This is a genomic window from Candidatus Cloacimonadota bacterium (assembly GCA_019429305.1).
GTDB lineage: Bacteria > Cloacimonadota > Cloacimonadia > Cloacimonadales > JAJBBL01 > JAHYIR01.
In genome coordinates, this window is sequence record JAHYIR010000002.1 from 138,456 (window position 1) to 159,073 (window position 20,618).

At 37.5% G+C, this 20,618-nt stretch carries 20 protein-coding genes; 8 read left to right on the top strand and 12 right to left on the bottom strand.

Translation table 11 applies throughout. The annotated features are described in order from the left end of the window. Nucleotides 1-121 precede the first annotated feature (121 nt). A complete protein-coding gene (locus K0B81_01875; protein ID MBW6515349.1) occupies nt 122-1,252 on the top strand; it encodes an aldo/keto reductase in 1,131 nt (376 codons plus the stop codon). 129 nt (nt 1,253-1,381) lie between these two features. On the opposite strand, the gene waaF is transcribed toward K0B81_01875, so the two are convergent. Beyond that, nucleotides 1,382-2,380: a lipopolysaccharide heptosyltransferase II gene (gene waaF, locus K0B81_01880; GenBank protein MBW6515350.1), complete on the bottom strand. Its 999-nt coding sequence runs from the start codon at nt 2,378-2,380 to the stop codon at nt 1,382-1,384. Nucleotides 2,381-2,401: 21 nt separating this feature from the next. After that, nucleotides 2,402-5,029 carry an alanine--tRNA ligase gene (gene alaS / locus K0B81_01885; GenBank protein ID MBW6515351.1) on the bottom strand — a complete coding sequence of 876 codons (2,628 nt, stop codon included), beginning with the start codon at nt 5,027-5,029 and terminating at the stop codon, nt 2,402-2,404. 245 nt (nt 5,030-5,274) lie between these two features. On the opposite strand from alaS, the gene K0B81_01890 reads away from it, so the two are divergent. After that, nucleotides 5,275-5,685, top strand: a complete 411-nt coding sequence (locus tag K0B81_01890; GenBank protein MBW6515352.1) for a hypothetical protein — start codon at nt 5,275-5,277, stop codon at nt 5,683-5,685. Between the two features lie 10 nt (nt 5,686-5,695). Here K0B81_01890 and K0B81_01895 read toward each other — a convergent pair whose 3' ends face one another. The 9 genes from K0B81_01895 to K0B81_01935 are packed head-to-tail and all read right to left on the bottom strand — an operon-like array spanning nt 5,696 to nt 13,273. Next, nucleotides 5,696-5,992, bottom strand: a complete 297-nt coding sequence (locus tag K0B81_01895; GenBank protein MBW6515353.1) for a hypothetical protein — start codon at nt 5,990-5,992, stop codon at nt 5,696-5,698. A gap of 22 nt (nt 5,993-6,014) precedes the next feature. Then, complete coding sequence (locus K0B81_01900; protein ID MBW6515354.1) at nt 6,015-6,860, bottom strand: hypothetical protein; 846 nt, start codon at nt 6,858-6,860, stop codon at nt 6,015-6,017. A gap of 15 nt (nt 6,861-6,875) precedes the next feature. After that, complete coding sequence (locus K0B81_01905) at nt 6,876-10,100, bottom strand: chitobiase/beta-hexosaminidase C-terminal domain-containing protein (GenBank protein MBW6515355.1); 3,225 nt, start codon at nt 10,098-10,100, stop codon at nt 6,876-6,878. Then, nucleotides 10,097-10,621, bottom strand: coding sequence for a signal peptidase II (lspA, locus tag K0B81_01910; protein MBW6515356.1), 525 nt, complete (start codon nt 10,619-10,621; stop codon nt 10,097-10,099). Before lspA ends, K0B81_01905 begins: the two co-directional genes overlap by 4 nt. After that, nucleotides 10,618-11,016 carry a TraR/DksA family transcriptional regulator gene (locus K0B81_01915; protein ID MBW6515357.1) on the bottom strand — a complete coding sequence of 133 codons (399 nt, stop codon included), beginning with the start codon at nt 11,014-11,016 and terminating at the stop codon, nt 10,618-10,620. The genes lspA and K0B81_01915 overlap by 4 nt, the downstream gene beginning before the upstream one ends. A gap of 24 nt (nt 11,017-11,040) precedes the next feature. Further along, nucleotides 11,041-11,862: a purine-nucleoside phosphorylase gene (locus K0B81_01920; protein MBW6515358.1), complete on the bottom strand. Its 822-nt coding sequence runs from the start codon at nt 11,860-11,862 to the stop codon at nt 11,041-11,043. A 33-nt stretch (nt 11,863-11,895) separates the two neighbouring features. Then, the gene (locus K0B81_01925; GenBank protein ID MBW6515359.1) at nt 11,896-12,444 is read right to left on the bottom strand and encodes a DivIVA domain-containing protein; all 549 of its coding nucleotides are present in this window, start codon (nt 12,442-12,444) and stop codon (nt 11,896-11,898) included. 29 nt (nt 12,445-12,473) lie between these two features. After that, the gene (locus K0B81_01930; protein MBW6515360.1) at nt 12,474-12,716 is read right to left on the bottom strand and encodes a YggT family protein; all 243 of its coding nucleotides are present in this window, start codon (nt 12,714-12,716) and stop codon (nt 12,474-12,476) included. Next, complete coding sequence (locus tag K0B81_01935; protein MBW6515361.1) at nt 12,716-13,273, bottom strand: thymidine kinase; 558 nt, start codon at nt 13,271-13,273, stop codon at nt 12,716-12,718. The genes K0B81_01930 and K0B81_01935 overlap by 1 nt, the downstream gene beginning before the upstream one ends. A 446-nt stretch (nt 13,274-13,719) precedes the next feature. On the opposite strand from K0B81_01935, the gene K0B81_01940 reads away from it, so the two are divergent. The 6 genes from K0B81_01940 (at nt 13,720) to K0B81_01965 (ending at nt 20,334) form a co-directional block, all read left to right on the top strand. Then, nucleotides 13,720-15,075: a hypothetical protein gene (locus K0B81_01940; protein MBW6515362.1), complete on the top strand. Its 1,356-nt coding sequence runs from the start codon at nt 13,720-13,722 to the stop codon at nt 15,073-15,075. A gap of 292 nt (nt 15,076-15,367) precedes the next feature. After that, on the top strand, nt 15,368-16,543 hold the full coding sequence (pgsB, locus tag K0B81_01945; GenBank protein ID MBW6515363.1) for a poly-gamma-glutamate synthase PgsB: 1,176 nt from the start codon (nt 15,368-15,370) through the stop codon (nt 16,541-16,543). Beyond that, on the top strand, nt 16,544-16,999 hold the full coding sequence (gene pgsC, locus K0B81_01950) for a poly-gamma-glutamate biosynthesis protein PgsC (GenBank protein ID MBW6515364.1): 456 nt from the start codon (nt 16,544-16,546) through the stop codon (nt 16,997-16,999). Beyond that, nucleotides 16,992-18,116, top strand: a complete 1,125-nt coding sequence (gene pgsW / locus K0B81_01955; GenBank protein ID MBW6515365.1) for a poly-gamma-glutamate system protein — start codon at nt 16,992-16,994, stop codon at nt 18,114-18,116. Before pgsC ends, pgsW begins: the two co-directional genes overlap by 8 nt. After that, the gene (locus K0B81_01960) at nt 18,113-20,032 is read left to right on the top strand and encodes a hypothetical protein (GenBank protein ID MBW6515366.1); all 1,920 of its coding nucleotides are present in this window, start codon (nt 18,113-18,115) and stop codon (nt 20,030-20,032) included. Before pgsW ends, K0B81_01960 begins: the two co-directional genes overlap by 4 nt. 14 nt (nt 20,033-20,046) lie before the next feature. Continuing rightward, nucleotides 20,047-20,334 carry a hypothetical protein gene (locus tag K0B81_01965; GenBank protein MBW6515367.1) on the top strand — a complete coding sequence of 96 codons (288 nt, stop codon included), beginning with the start codon at nt 20,047-20,049 and terminating at the stop codon, nt 20,332-20,334. Between the two features lie 5 nt (nt 20,335-20,339). Here K0B81_01965 and K0B81_01970 read toward each other — a convergent pair whose 3' ends face one another. Then, nucleotides 20,340-20,459, bottom strand: coding sequence for an FMN-binding protein (locus K0B81_01970; protein ID MBW6515368.1), 120 nt, complete (start codon nt 20,457-20,459; stop codon nt 20,340-20,342). Nucleotides 20,460-20,618 lie beyond the last annotated feature (159 nt).

Genomic DNA, 20,618 nt, shown 5'->3' on the forward strand with positions numbered 1-20,618 from the left:
CTGTAAAAACTGATTACAATCTGTCTTTTAAGCGATTTTTTTTATTCGCTAAACAATCTGTTGACTGATCAATAAGAAAAAATTATAAAGTTGTACAAATTTTACATAAGGATGAAGAGCTATGCAATATCGAAAGATGCCAAATTCCCCTGACTTCATATCTTCACTAGGTTTTGGTTGTATGAGATTTCCAACTAATTCTGAAGGGAAAATAGACGAAGAAAAGAGTCTCGAGATGCTCCACTATGCATATAAAAAGGGAATAAACTACTATGACAGTGCCTGGGCTTATCATAATGGAGAGAGTGAACCATTGTTGGGTAAATTCATAACAGAGGTTGATCGCAAGAAGATTTATGTTGCTACTAAACTCCCCTGCTGGTTGATCAAGAGCCGGGAGGATATGGATGAATATCTGAACAAGCAATTAGAGAGATTACAAACTGATTATATTGATTATTATCTGTTACATTCACTCAATAAAAAGAGCTGGTCAGAAATGCAAAAACATGGTGTAATCGACTTTTTAGAAAGAGCTAAAGCTGATGGAAAGATCCGTTTTGCCGGGTTCTCCTTTCACGATCATTATCCTATCTTTGCCAAGATCACTAAAGCGTACGATTGGGATTTTACTCAGATCATGCTCAATTATCTTGATACCCACTATCAAGCTGGACTGAGAGGATATAGACTAGCAATGGAGAAAGGGATGGGCGTTATCTCCATGGAACCTTTGCGTGGAGGTAAACTGGTTACTCCTATTCCAGCAGAAGTAGAGAAAATCTGGAAAAAGAGCAGATTTGACCGTAAAGCTGTCGATAGGGCACTTCGTTGGCTCTGGAATCTTGAGGGAGTAACTATCGTCTTGAGCGGGATGAGCAGTATGAATCAATTGCAAGAAAACATACATTTAGTAGATCAATGTCACGTTAATGAACTCGATGAAGACGAGTTGCAGATCTATAAAAAAGCACGCAGAGAGTATATAAAAAGAATTGTCATTCCCTGCACCGAATGCCGTTACTGCCTACCTTGCCCGGCTGGTGTAGGAATTCCCTTCGTTTTGGGTATGTATAACGAGGCAATTATGTTCAATGATAAAGAAAGGCACAAGAAAGAGTACTTCAGTTTTCTTCCTGAAGCAATGCGGGCTGATAAATGCACGAGATGCGGAGAATGCCTCCCAAAATGTCCTCAAAAGATCAAAATAACTGATGAAATGAAGAAAATTGATGACTATTTTAAAGATTAAGAACTACTAAGTAACCTTTGGTCACCCTACGAGTCGGCTAGATCCGACTCGTTTGGCTCTGAAAGGTAAGACATTAGTAAAAAGAAAGATTACTTTCCTTTGATATCTAAAACAATAATGGAGTAATCTTTAACTGGAATAAAAGCTGAAAAGAGCTTTCTTGAGCATATCCGGGGTAATATTCTTCATACATTTAAAATGAATGCGGGGACATGTACTCCCACCGTGAAGAGAACAAGGTCGGCAAGACAGATCGATCTGAATTATCTTGGCTTTGTCGTTTAATGGTCGGAATCCGAGTTTAGGGTGCGTAGCACCGAAGATAGCGATCTGTTTTTTGTTCAAGGCAGCTGCCATATGCATGGGTCCACTGTCATTGGTGATAATAACATCAAACATAGAAATGAACTCTATCAGTTGTTTTAATTCAAATTTTCTGCACCAATTGAGTGGTTTGACCTGACAGAGATCCTCAATTTCTCTGGCTAATGGGGAATCTTTTTCAGAACCGAGGAGAACAAAGCGAAATTTATTTCCCTGTGCACATAGATCAATAAACTCTGCAAACTGTTTTATGGGATACCGTTTGGTCTGATGTAAAGCACCGGGAAAGATCCCCACCATTTTTTTCTGTTCTTCATCATCACCAATCTTCATTTTGACTCTTATATCTTTGCGGTCAGTATTGATTGTTAAGCTGGGCTGATATTCTTTTCCCGAAACATCAAGTTTTAATTTGGAAAAGATGCTCATATATAGTTGCAGAGTCGAATCTATTGATTTCTTCGTCAGTTTTTTAACTATTAAACGTCTCTGCAGATGTTGTTTATTATAAGTAACTTTGACTTTTGCTTGCAGCTTATTTTTCAAACACCATGTTTTGTATTTTCCATGCAGGTCGATTAAAATATCATATTGTTTATCCTTCAATAAATTTGCTGTCTGATTATTGTTCGTATAAGGAATTATTTTACTTACACCTTGAAAAAACTCAATTAATGGTTTGTATTGTTCTTTAGTAAGATACTCGATCTCAGCATCGGGATAGAACTCTTTTAAGCAACGAACTACCGGCTCTGTCAGAACAATGTCCCCTATCGAACTCAAACGAATAATTAGTATTTTCACCTTTTAATTCCCTTGGGATACTTAAGTTTTGTTAACTATTCCACTAACGATATTAGCTACTTCATCTATTGCAGAAGAGAGCTTGTGTAGATCTTTACCACCTGACATAGCCATATCGGGTCTTCCTCCACCTTTACCACCAACCAAGACAGCCAATTGAGCTGCAATATCTCCCGCTTTTATAACTGCGGTTAGATCAGAAGTCACAACAACCAGAAAAGATGCTTTGTTTTCAATAGCTGCTCCTAAGACACCAATACCGCTTTTGAGCTTCTCTTTTAATACATCTCCCAGATTTCTCAGGGCTGAACTGTTTGAGACTTCTGCTATACCCGTAACCACCTTTATCCCTTTGATTTCAGAAGCAGTAGCCAGAATATCATCTAAATCCTTTCCGGCATGCTGTTGTTGCCTGCTCTCTTTCTCTTTGATTAGTTTTTTATGCTCTTCTGATAATTTGATAACCTTGTCTGTCAGTTGTACCAATGGGACATTCAACACTCCGGCAATGTAAGACAACTCCTTTTCAATTTTCCTGACGAAATCTTCTGCAAAAGAGCCGGTGATGGCAACAATTCTCCTGATACCAGAAGCAGAAGCAGATTCAGAGATTATCTTAATGAGCCCGATTTCACCGGTACAACGAATGTGTGTACCTCCGCATAATTCATGAGAATAATCTCCTATTTTAACCGCACGAACCTGATCTTCGTATTTTTCACCAAAAAGAGCTATTGCTCCCTCTCTTTTAGCTTCTTCGAACTGTTTATATTCAACATGTAGTGGAATACATTCTCTAACCTTTTGATTGATGATCTTTTCTACTATTTCGATCTCTCGTTCATCTAATGCTTTAAAATGGGTAAAATCGAAACGGAGATGATCTGCAGCTACCAAAGACCCTTTCTGTTGGATATGAGGACCGAACACCTCACGCAAAGCAGCATGTAATAGGTGTGTAGCCGTGTGATTTCTCTGGATATTGAGCCGATATTCAATGTTAATTGAGGATTCTAATTCTTGATCAGAAATCTCACCTTTGACTATCTTACCATAGTGGACTATGAGCTCATTCTCCTTTTTTACATCATAGATATCTATCTCTACATCGTTATTAACAATCTTTCCTTTATCAGCGACTTGTCCTCCTGCCTCATGATAAAACGGAGTTTTATCGAGAACAATTTTTATCATTCCATCTGGCAATTTGATATATTTGAGGATCCTGCTCTTTGTTGAAGTGGTTTTATATCCCATAAATTCGGTAGCAGCGACGGATGAGAACTCTGACCAATTTTCTTCTTCATTCTTCATTTTAAAAGAAGAACTTTCACGGGCTAATTGACGCTGCTTCTCCATTTCTTCGGCAAACCCCTGTTGATCGACCAGCATATTTTTCTCTCTTGCTAAAAGCTCTGTCAGATCGGGAGGAAATCCAAATGTATCATAAAGGATAAACAGATCTTTACCTGTAATAGTATTATTCTGGGCAGTTTTGCAGATCTCAGCAAATTTTTCCAGACCTTTATCGAGAGTCTCGTTGAAGCGTTCTTCTTCCGCTTTGATCACAGTTTTTATATAGACCTCTTTCTCTTTTAGCTCCGGATATGTATCTCCCATAATATGTATAACATTGTCAGTAAGTAGATAGAGAAAAGGTTTTTTCAACCCTAACAATCTGCCAAAACGAGCAGCTCTCCTCAATATTCTTCGTAAGACATATCCTCTACCATCATTAGAGGGGTATCCCCCGTCAGCTATAGCTATACAGAGAGTTCTGATATGATCGGCTATAACTCTATGTTCGATGTTCTTGATGCTTTGCTGATCTTCTTCTGGTTCATAGTTTTTACCTGAAATATCTATTATAGCTTTGATGATAGATTGAAAGACATCGGTATCGTAATTTGATTTTTTATGTTGTAAGACCTGACATAGTCTCTCAAAGCCGGCTCCCGTATCGACAAACTGTTTTTCTAAGGGATTTAATTTTCCCTCTTCATCTCGAAAGAACTGGATAAACACGAGATTCCAGAGCTCAAAAAACCTGTGACAATCACCGTTAACACGGCACTGGTGATCTTTTTGACCTTTTAGGTTACAGAATTCTTCACCGTAATCTATATGTATCTCCGAACAGGGACCACAGGGACCGGTCTCCCCCATCTCCCAGAAATTATCTTTATCGCCATGATATTCAATATGTGTCTTATCTATATCGGTTTCTTTTTCCCAGATACGATATGCCTCATCATCTGTTTGGTGTACTGTTGCATAAAGTTTCTCTGCCGGTATCTTCCAAAGTTTCGTTAGCAGTTCCCATGCCCAGATTATGGCTTCTTTTTTGTAATAATCCCCAAAAGACCAATTACCAAGCATTTCGAAGAAAGTATGATGATATCCATCCAGCCCCACCTCTTCCAGATCGTTGTGTTTGCCTCCAGCCCGAATACACTTTTGACTATTGACAACTCTCTTGTGCTGAGCAGCTTTCTTACCAAGAAAGATATCTTTAAACTGATTCATTCCGGCATTTGTAAAGAGAAGAGTAGGATCTTCAAAGGGAATTACCGGTGCTGATCTAACCTCAACATGGTCTTTCTCTTTAAAGAAATCAATAAACTGTTTTCTTATCTCATTTCCTGTCATTCAATTTCTTCCTTTATGAAATTTGTTCCTCTCCAGAAACTTCAGCACTTTTTTCTGACTAAAATAGTAGTTTTATTAGCGTCATATTAGTCTCTGTTCAGCTTTTCTTTGCTTAAGTTGTACACTTGTAAATGATTTATAAGTCAAGCAAAAAGTCAATTTTTGCTTAATATATTTTAATGATAACTATAAAAACATTGCCATGTTTATCTGATAGAGAAATACTTGTTATCAGGAGTTCAACAATGGCTTATACAGAAGAATTATTAAACGATGTCGTTCAAGGACTAAAGAATACGGAAAAAGATATCCTATTCCTGCTAAATACAAAGGAACAGAAAGTAATCAAAACATCGCGGGATATGGCTGGTTTTTATGGAGAGAATCACGACTTAGTCATCATTGAACCAATGCTGAAGGATATTATGGAATTAATGGAAGATTTTGCCTTGGAGCAAGATACAGAAGAGATACAGGAGCATTTGCTAACATTACTGAAAAATAGAGAGAGATCCTCTGCTGTAAAAAGCTTCTACAGGGCTTTGTTAGACTATCCCCGTTCCAAGAAGAACTGGCAAATGATCGAGGATAAATGGCTCAAAGAGAGAGCCCTTGAACTCCTTGACGATTATATTAAGTTAACTCCGGTCTTGTAACTTTCTATTTTTACCTGACTACAAGTTGAACAATCAGCAAAATCAACAGACCAATCAGTAAGATATTACTCCAAAGTAAACGGTTTTTCAACTCTTCGATCTCTCTACGGCACTCCTGCAGCTTATTTTCTAGTTTTAGCAGCATGTTGTCGATAGTCTGAAACTGCTCACCATACTTCTCGAATTTCTTGGCTGTTCTATTGATCTCGAAATCATGAATGAAATGTTTGATCACTTCAAATAAAACCTTAACAGCACCTGCAATTAACGGCTTACTTTGCGGTTCTTCTCTGTTTTTATTACCCATAATTCGGACCCCCTTTGCTTATTTAAAACCGGTAACCGATCCCGAAATGATGTGTAGTCCTCAAGACGGAATGAGTATTAAGGGCATAATCGACTAAAAAGTCATGAACGACGAAAGAAGCCCCACAAGAGAAGCTAGCTGGATGATTTCTCAATCCTGCTCTTAAAGTCAGTACCGGATGTACTTCTACCTCTGCACCTGTATGAATTTGAGTAGGTTCGCCGAAAGGTTTTTTCAGATCTAAGGACGTCGTAACGCCGGGATATGGATTATAAGTAATGCCCATAGCTAATCTTTGAGGAATCTCATGCTTATTGTTAACTCCAATCCTTGGATTGTTAATGTTATCGATAGCAAATCCGAGTCTAGTTCTATGATGTAAGATCACTAAAGCACCTAAATTGAGACCAAAAGTTGTTTCGCTACCAAATCTATCGATATCCAGAACATAGAGACTCCCGCTATACCCTAAATGAAACTCGGAATGCACATCTCTCATAAGAGTAAACGAGTGTCCCAGATTAATAACCTTTTCCGACATCATGTTTACATCTAGATATTGCACATCCATTGATTGAAAACCGATACCGATAGAGCCGGCTCTTTTTGGTAAAGGCATAGTAAAAGCTGATGTCATTAACACTTGAAAGTCATTACTGAAGATGCGTGTATAACTTCCTGTAAAATGACCCGGAGATTTGATCAAACCAGCAGGATTATAGAAAATGCCTGTGGCATCATCTGAGAGTGAATAAAAAGCACCTCCAAGACCTCGTGCTCTAACAGAGGGCTCGTAATCATCAAAGACTGCATTAAGAGTCGTAAGGAAAACTACACTGATAATTAAGATTGTTATAATATGTTTCATAATTATATTCCTTCCTTATTTTAATGGTGAACCGATAACAATTGGGGCATTGGCTGTTTTCTTCTTACCGGTATTTCGATCTATGACTTCCAGATGACAAATATATAATCCAATGGGAAGTATATGATTACTGCGATCCCTACCGTTCCAATGATAGTAATGAATCCCTTCCTGTGAGTTCGGGACATTTTCCAGAACTGTGTTAATCGGGGTAAACATCAGCTTCCCTTCTGCATTGTAGATTCTCATAATTGCTTTATTTCCTGCTTCAGAAAAGAATCCGATAGAAATGGTCTCACTATCCCACGGGTTAAATGGTGTGGGAGGTATTTTCAACATTGCTTGATGTGATAATACGGAATATGTATAAAAATACTCATTACCATCCAGATCTTCGCTATGCATTGTAAATAGACCATCACTATCGGCTGCAAAAATAACAACCTGAACTATTGTACCCTGTGGTTGCCCCGGCACAAAACCTCTGTATAGATCAACTCCGACTGAGTCAAAATCGGTATGATACTCCTGAGCACGATAATTCAGATAATAAAACAGTCTTGTTTCGATAATCTCAGTCTCAGGGTCAAGTGATGGCGTTACTATTGAGGCAGTTACCGAAAGTGGATCTCCCGGTTCAGGGTCACCAAATGTAATATTATATACTATAGGCTTTCTTTTAACAACCGGAATACGCTTGGAGGCAGTTGAGATATTACCGTCATTATCGGTAGCTTTGATGGATATGATATAATTGTCTTCCCAATCTGTATAGGTTTCTAACGGAGGTATGTCAACCCTGTATATATCATTTGAAGTAAATTGCATATCCAGTGTATCTAAAATTGTAGCAACTGATTCTAAACGGTAAGACAATTCAACGCTCTCGATCTGTCCATCATAGTCAAAAACGACTGCAAAAACTGTTATTTCATCATCAACATAGGGAACCCCGACGTACGGATTTTCTGGAGACCAATATATATCATCAATCACCGGATCGGCAATATCAATGATAATATCTTCTTGATATGCTGGTAAAAGCTGAGATTGATTATTATAAACACCAACGGGCCCTCTGGCACGGATAGGAACACCACGGACTAATCGAGACACATTGATACCGGTGCTGTCCCAAACCCTAACAGTCAATCTTCTACCGCTCTGATCTTCAATATTTACATTATAACCGCCACCGGCATAGTAGGGATTTTCATAGAGTCGACCACTAACCTCAGCCATAGTTCCTTCCCAAACCTGATAATTCTGGGCTTCGGCAAGGCTTAACTCAATAATATAGGGTTCGATGTTTATACCAGTTGCCAATATCTGATAGGTGTAGTCTGTCAACTGCATCACACCCTGATACATCCCGATAGTGCCTGTAACTTCTAATCTGTGTCCTCTTTGAATATTGCCGTCAGCAGTATAGTCGAACATCATAATTCCACGTTCCGATTCGTCTTGTATATAGGCACGGAGCTGTGTTGCATGAATTGTTCCTGATCCGACAGTAACGACTCCTTGAACAGTAACTGTTTTACCATTGTAATAATCGAAGTTTTCTCGTATTTGTCTTATTGTTGTATAACCTACCTGATAAACAGCAGTAACTATATTACTCGGAGCCATTCCTTCTTTAAAAGCTCTGACTTTTATTGTCGTGGTTTCATCTAAATAGATCGGAGTTGTATAGGGTATAGAATTCTGAGTAGGTGTAGTATCATCTATTGTATAATATATTGAAGCATTCTCTGTCGGACAGAATATCGAAACATTAATTGGGTCAGCATATTGTCCGGATGGTGGAGATAATATTGGAGTCAAAACCTGATCTTCCGGAATGATCTCAGCAAAGTCAGCTATATTTCTTGCTGAAATGAAAAACCCTTCGGGAGGAGTAGTTCGAGCATTAGCCAGACCTGTTAGATCAATTGGTTCCTGAGGTATGACTGTTCCAATATAATCTACATTGTAGAATGTAGCACGAAAATCTATTGTTGCTGTACCATCGGTTATTTGATAGACTACTCCGTTCTCAAAGACAGCACTACCATCGGCTCCCAAGAACGTGACATTTCTGATAGTTAACAATTGAGCATCATATTGGAAATAATTCCCCGAAAATTGTGCTGCTGTAATAATTTCCGGTACAATGACATTTCCGGTTGAATTCGCAGGTCCCGGGTCTGAGATTGGTGAAAACTGCATCATATTACCGAATGAACCCAATGTACCGGTCATGTTAACAATCCCATCACCAACATTATAGGCAGTTGTTATTACTCCGGAATCATCATCGATAAGAATTGCAGCAGTATCATCCTGAATATATTTCTGATTTCTGAAACTCTGTTTAAAAGTTAGGATAACCTCACCAGTTACTCTATAAAGAGTCCCGTCTTGACTGCTTGCTCGTAGAGCAGCAATATTCGGAACTTCTACAGTCTGAATAAAAGTATAATTGGCAGTAGCAGTAATGCTTGGATTCCATTCCTCTTTAAATGCCTTTGCTTTCAAAGTCGTGTTTTCTGACAATTGGATCGGATTTTGAGGATCGAAAATAGGAGATTCTTCAGTTGGTGTTGAATTGTCTGTTGTATAGTGGATCGTTGCACCCTCTGTTAAAGTCGAGATAGTGACTGATACCGGCTCATAATAAGTGCCTCCGGGAGGGCTGAATGTTGGAGTTGATACTGTAGGCACTCCATTCCCTGTATAGCCTGACCACATGATATTGTCTAAGACAAGTTGTCTATTCTCACTGCCACCGGTTATATGTCTTATCTCAAGAGTGAAATCACCTTCAATGTTGATGTCATTTACTTCAAACAGGTGAATCGTATCATCTGCTCCGCTTGGGGCTCCGAATTCAATTGAAGTACCCTTGGAGACACCATTTATAAACAGCTCAACTTGCCGGACTCCTGTAGATGTATGCGCTTTTCTCATCTGTACTGAAAAATTTCCTATACCACCGGGAATATTCCCTGAGTAAATAGTACTCCCTTCTCCGGATCTACGGAGCATAATACCGTTTCCATCGATAGGAAATTCCTGTTGATTTCGGGCATGGACATAATTCCATGTTACGCCGTTATTACCAACGAATGACCCATCTTCATAAGCAATACCAGTATAAGTGAAGTTATCGAAAGTCTCATGTCCTTGCCCAAATAGACTCCAACTACCTGTAACAAGAACAAGAAATGCGATAATAATTATTCTTGAATGTTTCATAGACTCTCCTCTATTGTTTCCAAATTAATATTTTGCTTTGCTTTTTCTTCCCTCTTTTGAGGAAAGAAAAGATCGAATAGTAATAAAATTACTGCAAGAACTATGGCACTGTCTGCGATATTGAAAACAGGCCAACGATCTATAATGAAGCTAAAGAATTTAAAATCAAAAAAGTCAATAACCGCTCCATATGCAATACGGTCGATTAAATTGCCTATTGCTCCACCCAATATCAAAGCATATCCACATTGAATAATCCGGCTCTTCTCCTTTGATAGTAAGTAAGCAAAAATGATGATAGCTATAGTTGTGCTAGTAATAAAAAAGATTCTATCCAGACTCTCGTTTCCCAATGATATACTAAAAGCAGCACCCGTATTGGTTATGTAGTGAATTCTAAAAAAATCGCCAATGACGGTAATCCTTTGACCTATGCTCATTGATTGACTAACTCTTAGTTTAGTTGCCTGATCTAGTAGGATAACAAGGATTGTTATCCATAAGCAATAGAATTTTTTCATCTTTTTCGCTTCTTTTTCTCTTCCTCTGATGTCTTGCAGTTTATACACATTGTTGCAAATGGTACTATCTTCAATCGTCCCTCTTCTATGAGATCACCACACATTTCGCATAATCCATAGCTCTTTTCAAAGATTCTCTTAAGGGCTTGATTAATTTCCTTTAGTTTCTCCTGCTGGTTCTCCAGCATATAAACTTCTTTCTCCTGTGAATCTGCATCAGTTCCCTGATCTGCCTGATGTGTTGAATATGAAGAGAGATCACCGTTTTCATTTTTTACCCCTTTCCTTTGTGAGGTATTGATATCTCGAATGATCTTTAATGTCTCTTCCTTCTCTTTTTCCAATAGTTTTTCAAATTGTTTTAACTTGGTTTTAGTTAACTCTTTGACCTTCATTGTTGTGACTCCTAATTATCAGATCTATATCTTTTCTATTATTCTTTCTATTAAGACGGATATCTTGCTGAAAGCTTCCTGAGCAGTTTTTTCTATATCTGCCTGCTTATGAATCTCACCATGGAAGAGGTTGCTCATATTCGTTACCACAGAGATCCCCAAAAGTTGCATCCCACATTGGGTGCCAACTATAACTTCCGGAACTGTTGACATGCCAACTACATCGGCACCCCAGTTCGCAAAAGTTTTACATTCACTTTTTGTCTCTAAACTTGGACCTGATACGGCAATATAAACCCCTTTTTTTAGAACGATGCCCTCAGTATGGGCTACAGATAATGCTATGTTTCTCAGATTGTCCGAATATGGTTCATTGAGACTGGGAAATCTCTCACCATAATAATTATCATGCTCTCCTATCAATGGATTGGTTCCCATAAAGTTTATATGATCTTCCAAGAGCACTAAATCACCCGGCTGCATATCGTTATTTAAACTTCCGGCAGCATTAGTAATTATTAAAAACTTAACTCCGAGTTGATTCATTACCCTAATCGGAAAAGTTACCTGCTCCATGGAATATCCTTCATAGTAGTGGAATCTTCCCTGCATAATGAGCATTTTTTTGTCTCTAAATTCTCCCAGCCACATTTGTCCACGATGTGAAGGAGCTGTCGAAACGGGGAAACCAGGTATATCTTGATAAGGTATGATCACTCCATTGGGTATGTTATCAGTTAGAGAGCTCAAGCCAGTGCCTAATATTAGACCACCTTCCGGTTGAAATCCGGTTCTGGCTCTGATAAAAGCAACAGCTTCTTTGATCTTGAATTCCCTTTCCTTCATTTACTTATACCTTAAATAATCAATTAATATAAATCATCCCTTCGATTCTTCGACAGATTTTTCATCAGTTTCTATCTTTACTTTGTCTTTAGGTTGAGAAGATCTACTTTTAGACATCAATTCATCTTCATTAATCTTAATCAACTGAGCTTCCATTTCTGCTTTAAATTTTAGTAAGAACATTCTCTTTTGCTCTTCCAAATTATATATCTGGTGTTCCAAAACACTCACTAAATTTTTCGCTTCAGCTAGCATTTTCTTACCTTTTAAATCTGCTTCTTTGACAATGTTCTCCGCTTCTTTATGAGCATTTCTGATCACGTCATCTTTAGTTCTCTCAGCCATCATTAGTGTCTTGCTGATTAACTCTTCGTGTACTTTCAGTTCTTCCTCGTGTTTTTCCTCTTTCTTGACCGGTGCCTTTAGCTTTGAGTATTGTTCCAGTTGCTTTTCTAATTCTTCGATATAAACGGCAACTTTCTCCAGAAATGCTTCTACTTCTCCCTTCTTATAACCAAACATAGATGTAGAAAAATTCCTGGTTAGAATTTCAGCTGAACTAATATCATTCTCTTTTGTCATCTACTGCTCCTTATTTTTCAGAATTAACATTAAACCCCTATCAAGAGTCGAATAACTAAATGAATCAATAATATGGCAATTATAGGAGAAATATCGATCCCCTGAATCGGAATTATTTTCCTAATAGGTCCTAAAACTGGTTCTGTTATGTTCACTAATATCCTGTATAACTCATTGCGTGGATCTTGTACAAACCATGACATTATTGCTCTGACTATTATGATAATTATGTATATATTTGCTAACCGTGCAATAAGATGAGCCAATAACATCAATCTCTCCTATGACAATTCCGACAGCGTGCTTCATAGATATCAGCTGCTCCAACAACAACTGTTTCTTCTTCTTTTGACAACCTCTCGGTTCTGTTAGCCGGATTACCACATTGCATGCATATTGCCATAGTTTTCGTGATATATTCGGCAATAGCCAAGAGATTAGGCATTGGACCAAATGGTCGTCCTAAATAATCCTGATCAAGACCAGCAAGAATTACTCTTTTCCCGTCATCGGCAAGTTTATTACAAATATCAATTATCTTATCATCTAAGAAATGTACTTCGTCTACTGCTACAACTTTTGTGTCTTCTTCTACTAATTCTATCAAGTCTGAAGCTTTGTTGATGTTTTCTGATGGCATCATTAACCGACTATGTGACACTATATGATTATCATCATAGCGGTTATCAATCTCCGGTTTAAATACCTGTACCTTTTGTTTGGCATATTCTGCTCTTCTGACTCGTCGGATAAGTTCTTCGGTTTTACCACTAAACATGCTTCCACAAACGACTTCAATCCATCCGGTACGGTGATTTATGATATTCATAATATTAAACTCCTGTGATGCTTCATATAAAAAAGTTGGATTTGTGTCAATCTATTTATAGATTGCCCTTTACAGATAATACTTTCAGCCATTTTTCCCGACTAAATTTATCATAAATCTTGAGTTAGCAAAAATATGTGTAAAACCATTAGTAATATCTCACCCCAAAGGTAATTCAGCAATCTTTTTCTTAATTTTTCCACTATCAGATAAATACATTCCAATCCAAGATGGTGCTATGATTATTTTTTTATTGACCTGTTTTAAGAGCTGTTTTTCCTGTACTGGAATAACTAATTGGTGATCACATGCTCTTAAAACAAAGATTGATATTATACATAGGGTTGATAACGATATTTTTCCTTTCTCCCTTTGCTCTAATAAGTTTCGTCCCTCAAAGGAGCAACTTCGAGAATGATTATCAGCATCAATTATACATTTCTTGGATGAAAAGAAGTGGTTTTGACCACCGTTCTCCTGCCAATATTTCTCATACACTAATAAAAATCACTTATAATGATCCCACGAATAACGATAGGGTAATCATTGCTTGCAGCTTGAAAGATAATAGTATTGTGTCCTTGAGTGAAATGATCTCTTCAAATGTAGTCCAGACAAATCTTCCGCAAATAGAAATGGAGTTTCGCCACTATTTAGAACCGTTATTATATAGAATCAATAGTGATCAGAGCTTTTTTGTAACAGATATGCTTACTGGCTTGAATATTTCCTTGGAGATTAACGGAGAAAAGTTTGATTTAGATGACGGCACAGATGCTTTGATAAACAGAGAGAGGTTTTTTTGGCATAGTTTTTCATTTAGTAGGATTGATGAAGGGTCGTATAAATATTCTACTCAGTTGAACGGGATTGGTGTTTTAGATATCATTTTCCCCGATTTGACAGAACTATCGAACTCATTGATCAGCTTGACTAAAAGAGAATACTATTCAGCAGACATAGAGAGATTAAAAGAAGAGAGAGGTACAGCACACTACTTAGTGCCATCATCACAATATTATGCTCAACCACCGATATCAGGTAGCAGAATCCCCATACCTGCTTATACTTATCAACCGATAGTTATAGATCGCAATATGCCGATCAGAGATTATATTGACACCTATCGAGACAATATTTGGGGCAGAGAGATGCTATATAACAAGATCAGTAATCCAGAGTATTTCTTATCCCAAGAGTTTCCTAATCACCAATTAAGTAGGAACCAGAATAGCTACGAGTTAAAGACTATTCCTTTTAACGGAAATATCTCAGCCGATATTCAGCTGATCAAAAGAAACATTAAAGATGGTATTACTTTCGAGGTAATAGCTGATTATACTATAGATAGTAATAAATCTGTTAAACTTTCAACAGGTGATACTATTAAAACCACTGATCTGAATGAACAAGAGATCGAGATAATCTCTCCTTACTTAAGCCAGTTGATTACGATGCACAGAGCAATGGGAACAAAGCTGCTAAATTTTCTTCTCATACCTGCTGACGTTCCGACAATACTGGTTCTTAGAGATCCCGAGAGAACGATATCCGAATTCACCTCTTATACCGATCTGATTTTAATGCTCTCTCATTACTGGGAAGAAAGGACTGTCTATTTCAGAATAGAGCAAGTAAAAAAAGTTAACAATTATATCGAATTGCATGGTTTTTTAGCAGCGTCGAAGTCGAATAGAGATGATTTTGATTTTGCTGAACTAAGATTTGCCCTTGATAAATCTTTTCGTATAGATTTAGCTATGATGTCTCTCTACACTAACATTACTATTGATGCAGAATAGTTTATCTCAATATGCTCAACATTAGAGATTATTTAGCTCTATTGATGTATCACAGTTGTTTCAATGAAAGAAAATCTAAAATAGCTCGCTTAATTTCCAGTGTTTTCCTATAATATAATGTAAACTACACTTGACTCATCTCTGGCTCTTTAGATTTATTGTCAAAATTATTCTTGCAGATTCTGGCATAGAATTTGCATTGATTATTATCGGTTTAATCTTTTTTAGCTCAGATAGAGAACTTAGGTATGAAAAAGATAAAAATAAATGAGATAAAGGATAACATAACAATATGACGGTGTTGATTATCGCAACGCTAATACTTGTAACCAATTTAATCTTTGAGTATTTTCGTCATACTCGTAATGTAAAGATGATTCCCATTCGGATACATGTCAACGGAACAAGAGGGAAATCAAGTGTTACGCGACTGATTGCAGCCGGATTAAGAGCCGGTGGTATAAGAACTTTAGCCAAGACAACAGGAACTATACCGAGATTGATTCTACCAGACGGAAGAGAATCATCAATAATCCGTCTATTTGCTGCTAACATCATAGAGCAAAAGTATGTTTTTCGTTATGCTGCTTCTTTGCAACCAAAGGCAATAGTAGTGGAATGTATGGCGGTTAATCCTGTTTTTCAGTGGATAACAGAACGAAAGTTTGTCAAATCAACTCTATCGGTGATAACCAATGTGCGACTTGATCACATTGATTTGATGGGTTCAAATATCCAGAGTGTTGCAAGATCAATTGCCAATACAATACCCAATCATAGCATTTGCTTTACTTCTGAAGAAAAACAATTTCCTCTTCTAAACCAAATAGCACACAAAAGAGGAACTATGATCAGGCATGTTACCCCCGAGCAGATCACTCAGAATGACCTTACTCCTTTTGAGTATATTGAACATGCCGATAATCTATCCTTAGCTTTAGCAGTTTGTGAGCATTATGGTATTGATCGCAAGGTTGCTCTGAAGGGTATGCAACATTCTAATCCTGACCCCGGTGCTTTGCAGAAATACACAATAGAAAATGACGGTAAAAAGATCGTTTTTTATAATGTTTTTGCTGCGAACGATCCTGAATCTAGTTTGTATATCTGGGAAAAGATTACTTCGCCATTATTAGATCAAGAAAAGATGATCGTATTAAATACTCGAGCAGACAGATTTGCTCGTTCGCATCAATTAATTGACACCTTCTGCAAAGAGAATTATGATTATTTTATCCTGACAGGCGAAAGAACTGACCAATTAGAGCATTATGCTCTTGATGGCAGAATACCCAAGGGTAAATTATTAGTATTAGGAGAAATTGAACCTTCGCTAATTTTTGATAGAGTTTTATCATTAACAACCAAAGAATCCCATATCATTGGCATAGGTAATATAGCTGGAACCAAGAAATATGGTGCTAAAATAGTTAATTATTTCCGTAAGAAATCCAAAGGAGGAGTATAAGTGGTTGAAGCTGCTGTCGGTTTAGGGGTTATTCTTAGCTTACTCTTCAGCGAATTATTGGGTGCATCAGCAGGTGGTATTGTTGTTCCCGGTTACATTGCAATGTATCTTCATCGTCCCACACTGATAATAGGAACGATAGCTGTAAGTTTAGCTACTCTGATCATCATCAAGATCATATCAAATTTTTCTCTTTTATACGGTAAAAGAAGAATGGTACTCTCTATCTTAATAGGATTTATCTTAGGTTGGGCAACCAGAAACATAATTTTTGTCAACATAACTATCTATGATTTAAAGATGCAATCAATCGGATATATCATTCCAGGATTAATTGCTAATTGGATGGAAAGACAGGGAATTTTCAGAACACTGTTCACAATGATCATTGCTGCCGTTCTGGTTCGATTAATATTGATAGTCATATCTGGTGGGGAGGTAATGTTTGATGTATAGACCAACACTCAAATCTATCTGGTCACTCGCTGCTCTCGCACTAATCAGCATTGTTCTCTACTATATCTCTCAAAACAGTTACAGTGAAATCAGAGCAGAAGGTTATGAACAGAAAATTGAAGCAGGGAAGCACATGAAAGCTTGTATGGAAGTACTGCGTGAAGAATTTGATGCTCGTGGTTATATAATTGATACAACTAATGATCCGAATCAGACCGGTTTAATAGGGCTTAGTGGTTCATCAATCACAACCAGTAGAGGTATTTTATCTGACAAGCTAACCGGACTAAACCCCAATTTTGCCGCTGTTTTTGTAGATATGTTTCTCTCTGCTCGTGTCCGACCGGGTGATTATATTGCAGTGGGACAGACAAGTGCTAATCCCGGCCTTAATCTCGCTTTATATTCTGCAATGCACACATTAGAGCTTAATCCCGTTGTCATTACTTCTGTTGGTTCTTCTATGTTTGGAGCAAATAGAGAAGATTTTACATGGCTCGACATGGAAAATATTTTAAGAGAAAGGGGCTTGATCAACTTCTCTTCTGTAGCTGCTTCTATTGGTGGAGGCAGTGATATAGGAAGAGGATTACCCTTAGACGGTAGAAATTTAATCATTGAAAACATAGAACATCATGAGATCATTTTGATCCATAATAACGACCTGCAAGGAAATATACGTGAAAGAATGGAGATTTATGATGATCTCATTCCCAATAGACAACGCTACCGTCTCTTTGTAAATATTGGTGGTGGGTTAGCAAATGTCGGAGCTTCTGTTAATGCTTCTCTCATTCGTGATGGTATAAATTATAGAATAGCTGATCGTACTTTTGCTACAGACGGGGCAATAATGCTCTTTGCCCGACGCAATATCCCTATAATCCATATTTTCAGACCACAGGTAGTTGCTGAGCGATATGGACTGGTTGTAGATCCAATTCCATTACCGGAAGTAGGTACAGGGAAAGTGTTCATTTCTGAAGTTAACAATACGACTGTAGCTGCAATTTGTTTAGGTATCTTGCTGCTCTGTTTGATAGTAGTAATTATCTTCGATCGCTATGACAGACATTTCACAACCAATATTATAGATCCAGATCAGGAGCTTATATGATTTTTTCTAACATCTCCAATAATCTCAAATCTTTCTTACTTCTGTGTCTATTCTTGGTAGTAGTAATAACAACTGGATATTCATTTATTGAAGCCCAATGGCGGATAATAAACTTCAAAGAACATGGTACTCGCCGAATAGTTGAACTAGACGATAATCGTTGGTTCTTCTATCGTTCAGAACCAAATCGTGAACTTGTTCTTGATATCGAAGGTGGAAGAATAATGATTAAATCGGCAGTCAGACAGGATGTACCCGCTCTGACCTATCAGGTTAAAATCAATAATGCCTTTCGTAACTTTACCGTTATTCGTCGCAGCGAAAGTGGCGATTTTGTGGTGATGGAAGATATCCTATTAAATCTGGCACCAGGAAGACATACGATCAGTATCTCAACGACCAATAGATTGGCATATTTTAAAGTTTTCAGAGAAGAAGAGGTTTGGACTGTTCCGACAGTAAGAGCTGCCTTTGAACCGCAAGTATTTATCAGTGAATACACTCTCAAATCAGAAGATAGTGAAAACCTCTATTATTCAGCTAGCCCAACTACTCCCTTAGAGTTCATAGCAACAGGTCCCAATACAATAACAGGGTTCAGTAGATTTCTCATAAATCAAACCCAAACTGAGGGACAATTCGACATAGAGGTTAATGGTATTATTATAGAAACTGTCACTATACCAAACAGAAGGACTGGTGCCTATTGGCTGGAACAAGTCCCTGAACAGGCTCTTTCTATTGGAAGAAGAATAGAATTCTCTCTACCTGTTGGTGAACATACAGTTCGTATCATTCCTAGTTCAGGTCATTACTTTATATACCGTCTTTTTATGGATACACCTGAAGAAATACCACTCACTTCAGATCCTGAATATGATATGGGTTCTTTTTTGGAGCCAACTATTTTTCAAAGATCTCTCACAGGGTTACGAGCAACCTTTGGCTTAACTTTTGGCTATAATGATAATATTTTTTCTCTCTCAGATTATGACAGAGATAGATTTGATGATGGAGAACAAATATTATCATTTATTGAGACTGCTGATGATCTGATCATCAATCCTTCACTCAGATTACGATATCCTATCAATTTCGGTGAATTAACCGTGGAGCCCTATATCAATGCCAACTACTACCAGTATCTGAGCAATTCTGATAAGTCCAATTTCAGTATTCTAACAGCGCTCTTTAATAGCTATCAAGGTTTTAATCTGAACCTCTATTACGGTTACTATGGCGATCTGTATGCCAGAGATTACCGATATCGAGATCCCGAAACGAGTGAACCGATAGATTATGAAAAATTTGAGTATGAGAAGAATCTCTATCGTCTCTATTCCTATTTTTCTTTAACGAGATATGATACACCACTCCTCTATTACCAAATTGAGGAATATTTCTATAATGAATTTTTCACCGAATATGATGGTGTAGCAACCACTTATGGATTAGGTTGGAGGCGTTCTTTTCCTACTTTCTATCTAAGATTTTTCTATTATTACAGACAATTCGAACCCTCAAATGTTTCTTATAATATAGATGAGGTTGTCATTAGTGATCATATAACAGATCCAGCGTATGAAAGTAACATCTATGATCTTCAATTCCGTAATAAAAGGATAAACCTCATTAATAACTATGATTTCAGACCCTATTTTGGGTTTAGAGTAGAAAACAGATACTATCAGACAGAGCTTCCTGTGGAAGTTGCCCCTTTTCAGAGCACAAGAGAAGAAAAACGTTACCGTATAAACCTTGGCTGTGATCTATACTTAGTAAGAAATTTAAACATAATTCTTGACTATAAACATTACCTCCGAGATGTTCATTCTGAAAATCCAAATGTAGCAAAGTACAAAGATTATCGGCAGAATGTTTTCAGCATAGATTTCGCCTATACGGTAAACTTTTAAGGAAGAGTGATTATATGATGCACAAAGAGACAGATCGGGGTAGAATACGAGAATTTCTCGACCTGCTTGGTGAAGAGCGGTATGACCTGCGCAAATATAATAAACCTGTTCTGGTTTATAAAGTTGAGGATGAGACAATTTATTATTCTATGTGGGAAGAAGACCTGCTTAATAGATTTGGGTTGAAAAATGTAGATGGCTGGGACTATAAAGAAGACACTATCTTTTGTCCCGATTGGATTATCGGCATTGAAAAGGACGAGATCCTTGCAGTCCTTGATGATGACGAAGAGAAAGAATAACTAACCTATTTCATCACCGCTTTTTCTAATGCTTCTTGTACGGCATTCATAATTGCCTTACTACTACCTGTAGCTCCCGTAACGATCTCAAAATTAAGTGATTGTTCTATAACTTTGGACAATATTTATCAATTAATTCCCCTATAGTCATCTACTGTTCTTTTCATTATCAAGCCATAGATCAACCATATAGTTTCTTTCAAGATTAACTCCTATTAAACCGTGTGGGGGCAATTCATGAATTGCCCAGCAAATCATAATTTTACATTCAAAGGTTCTTGAGG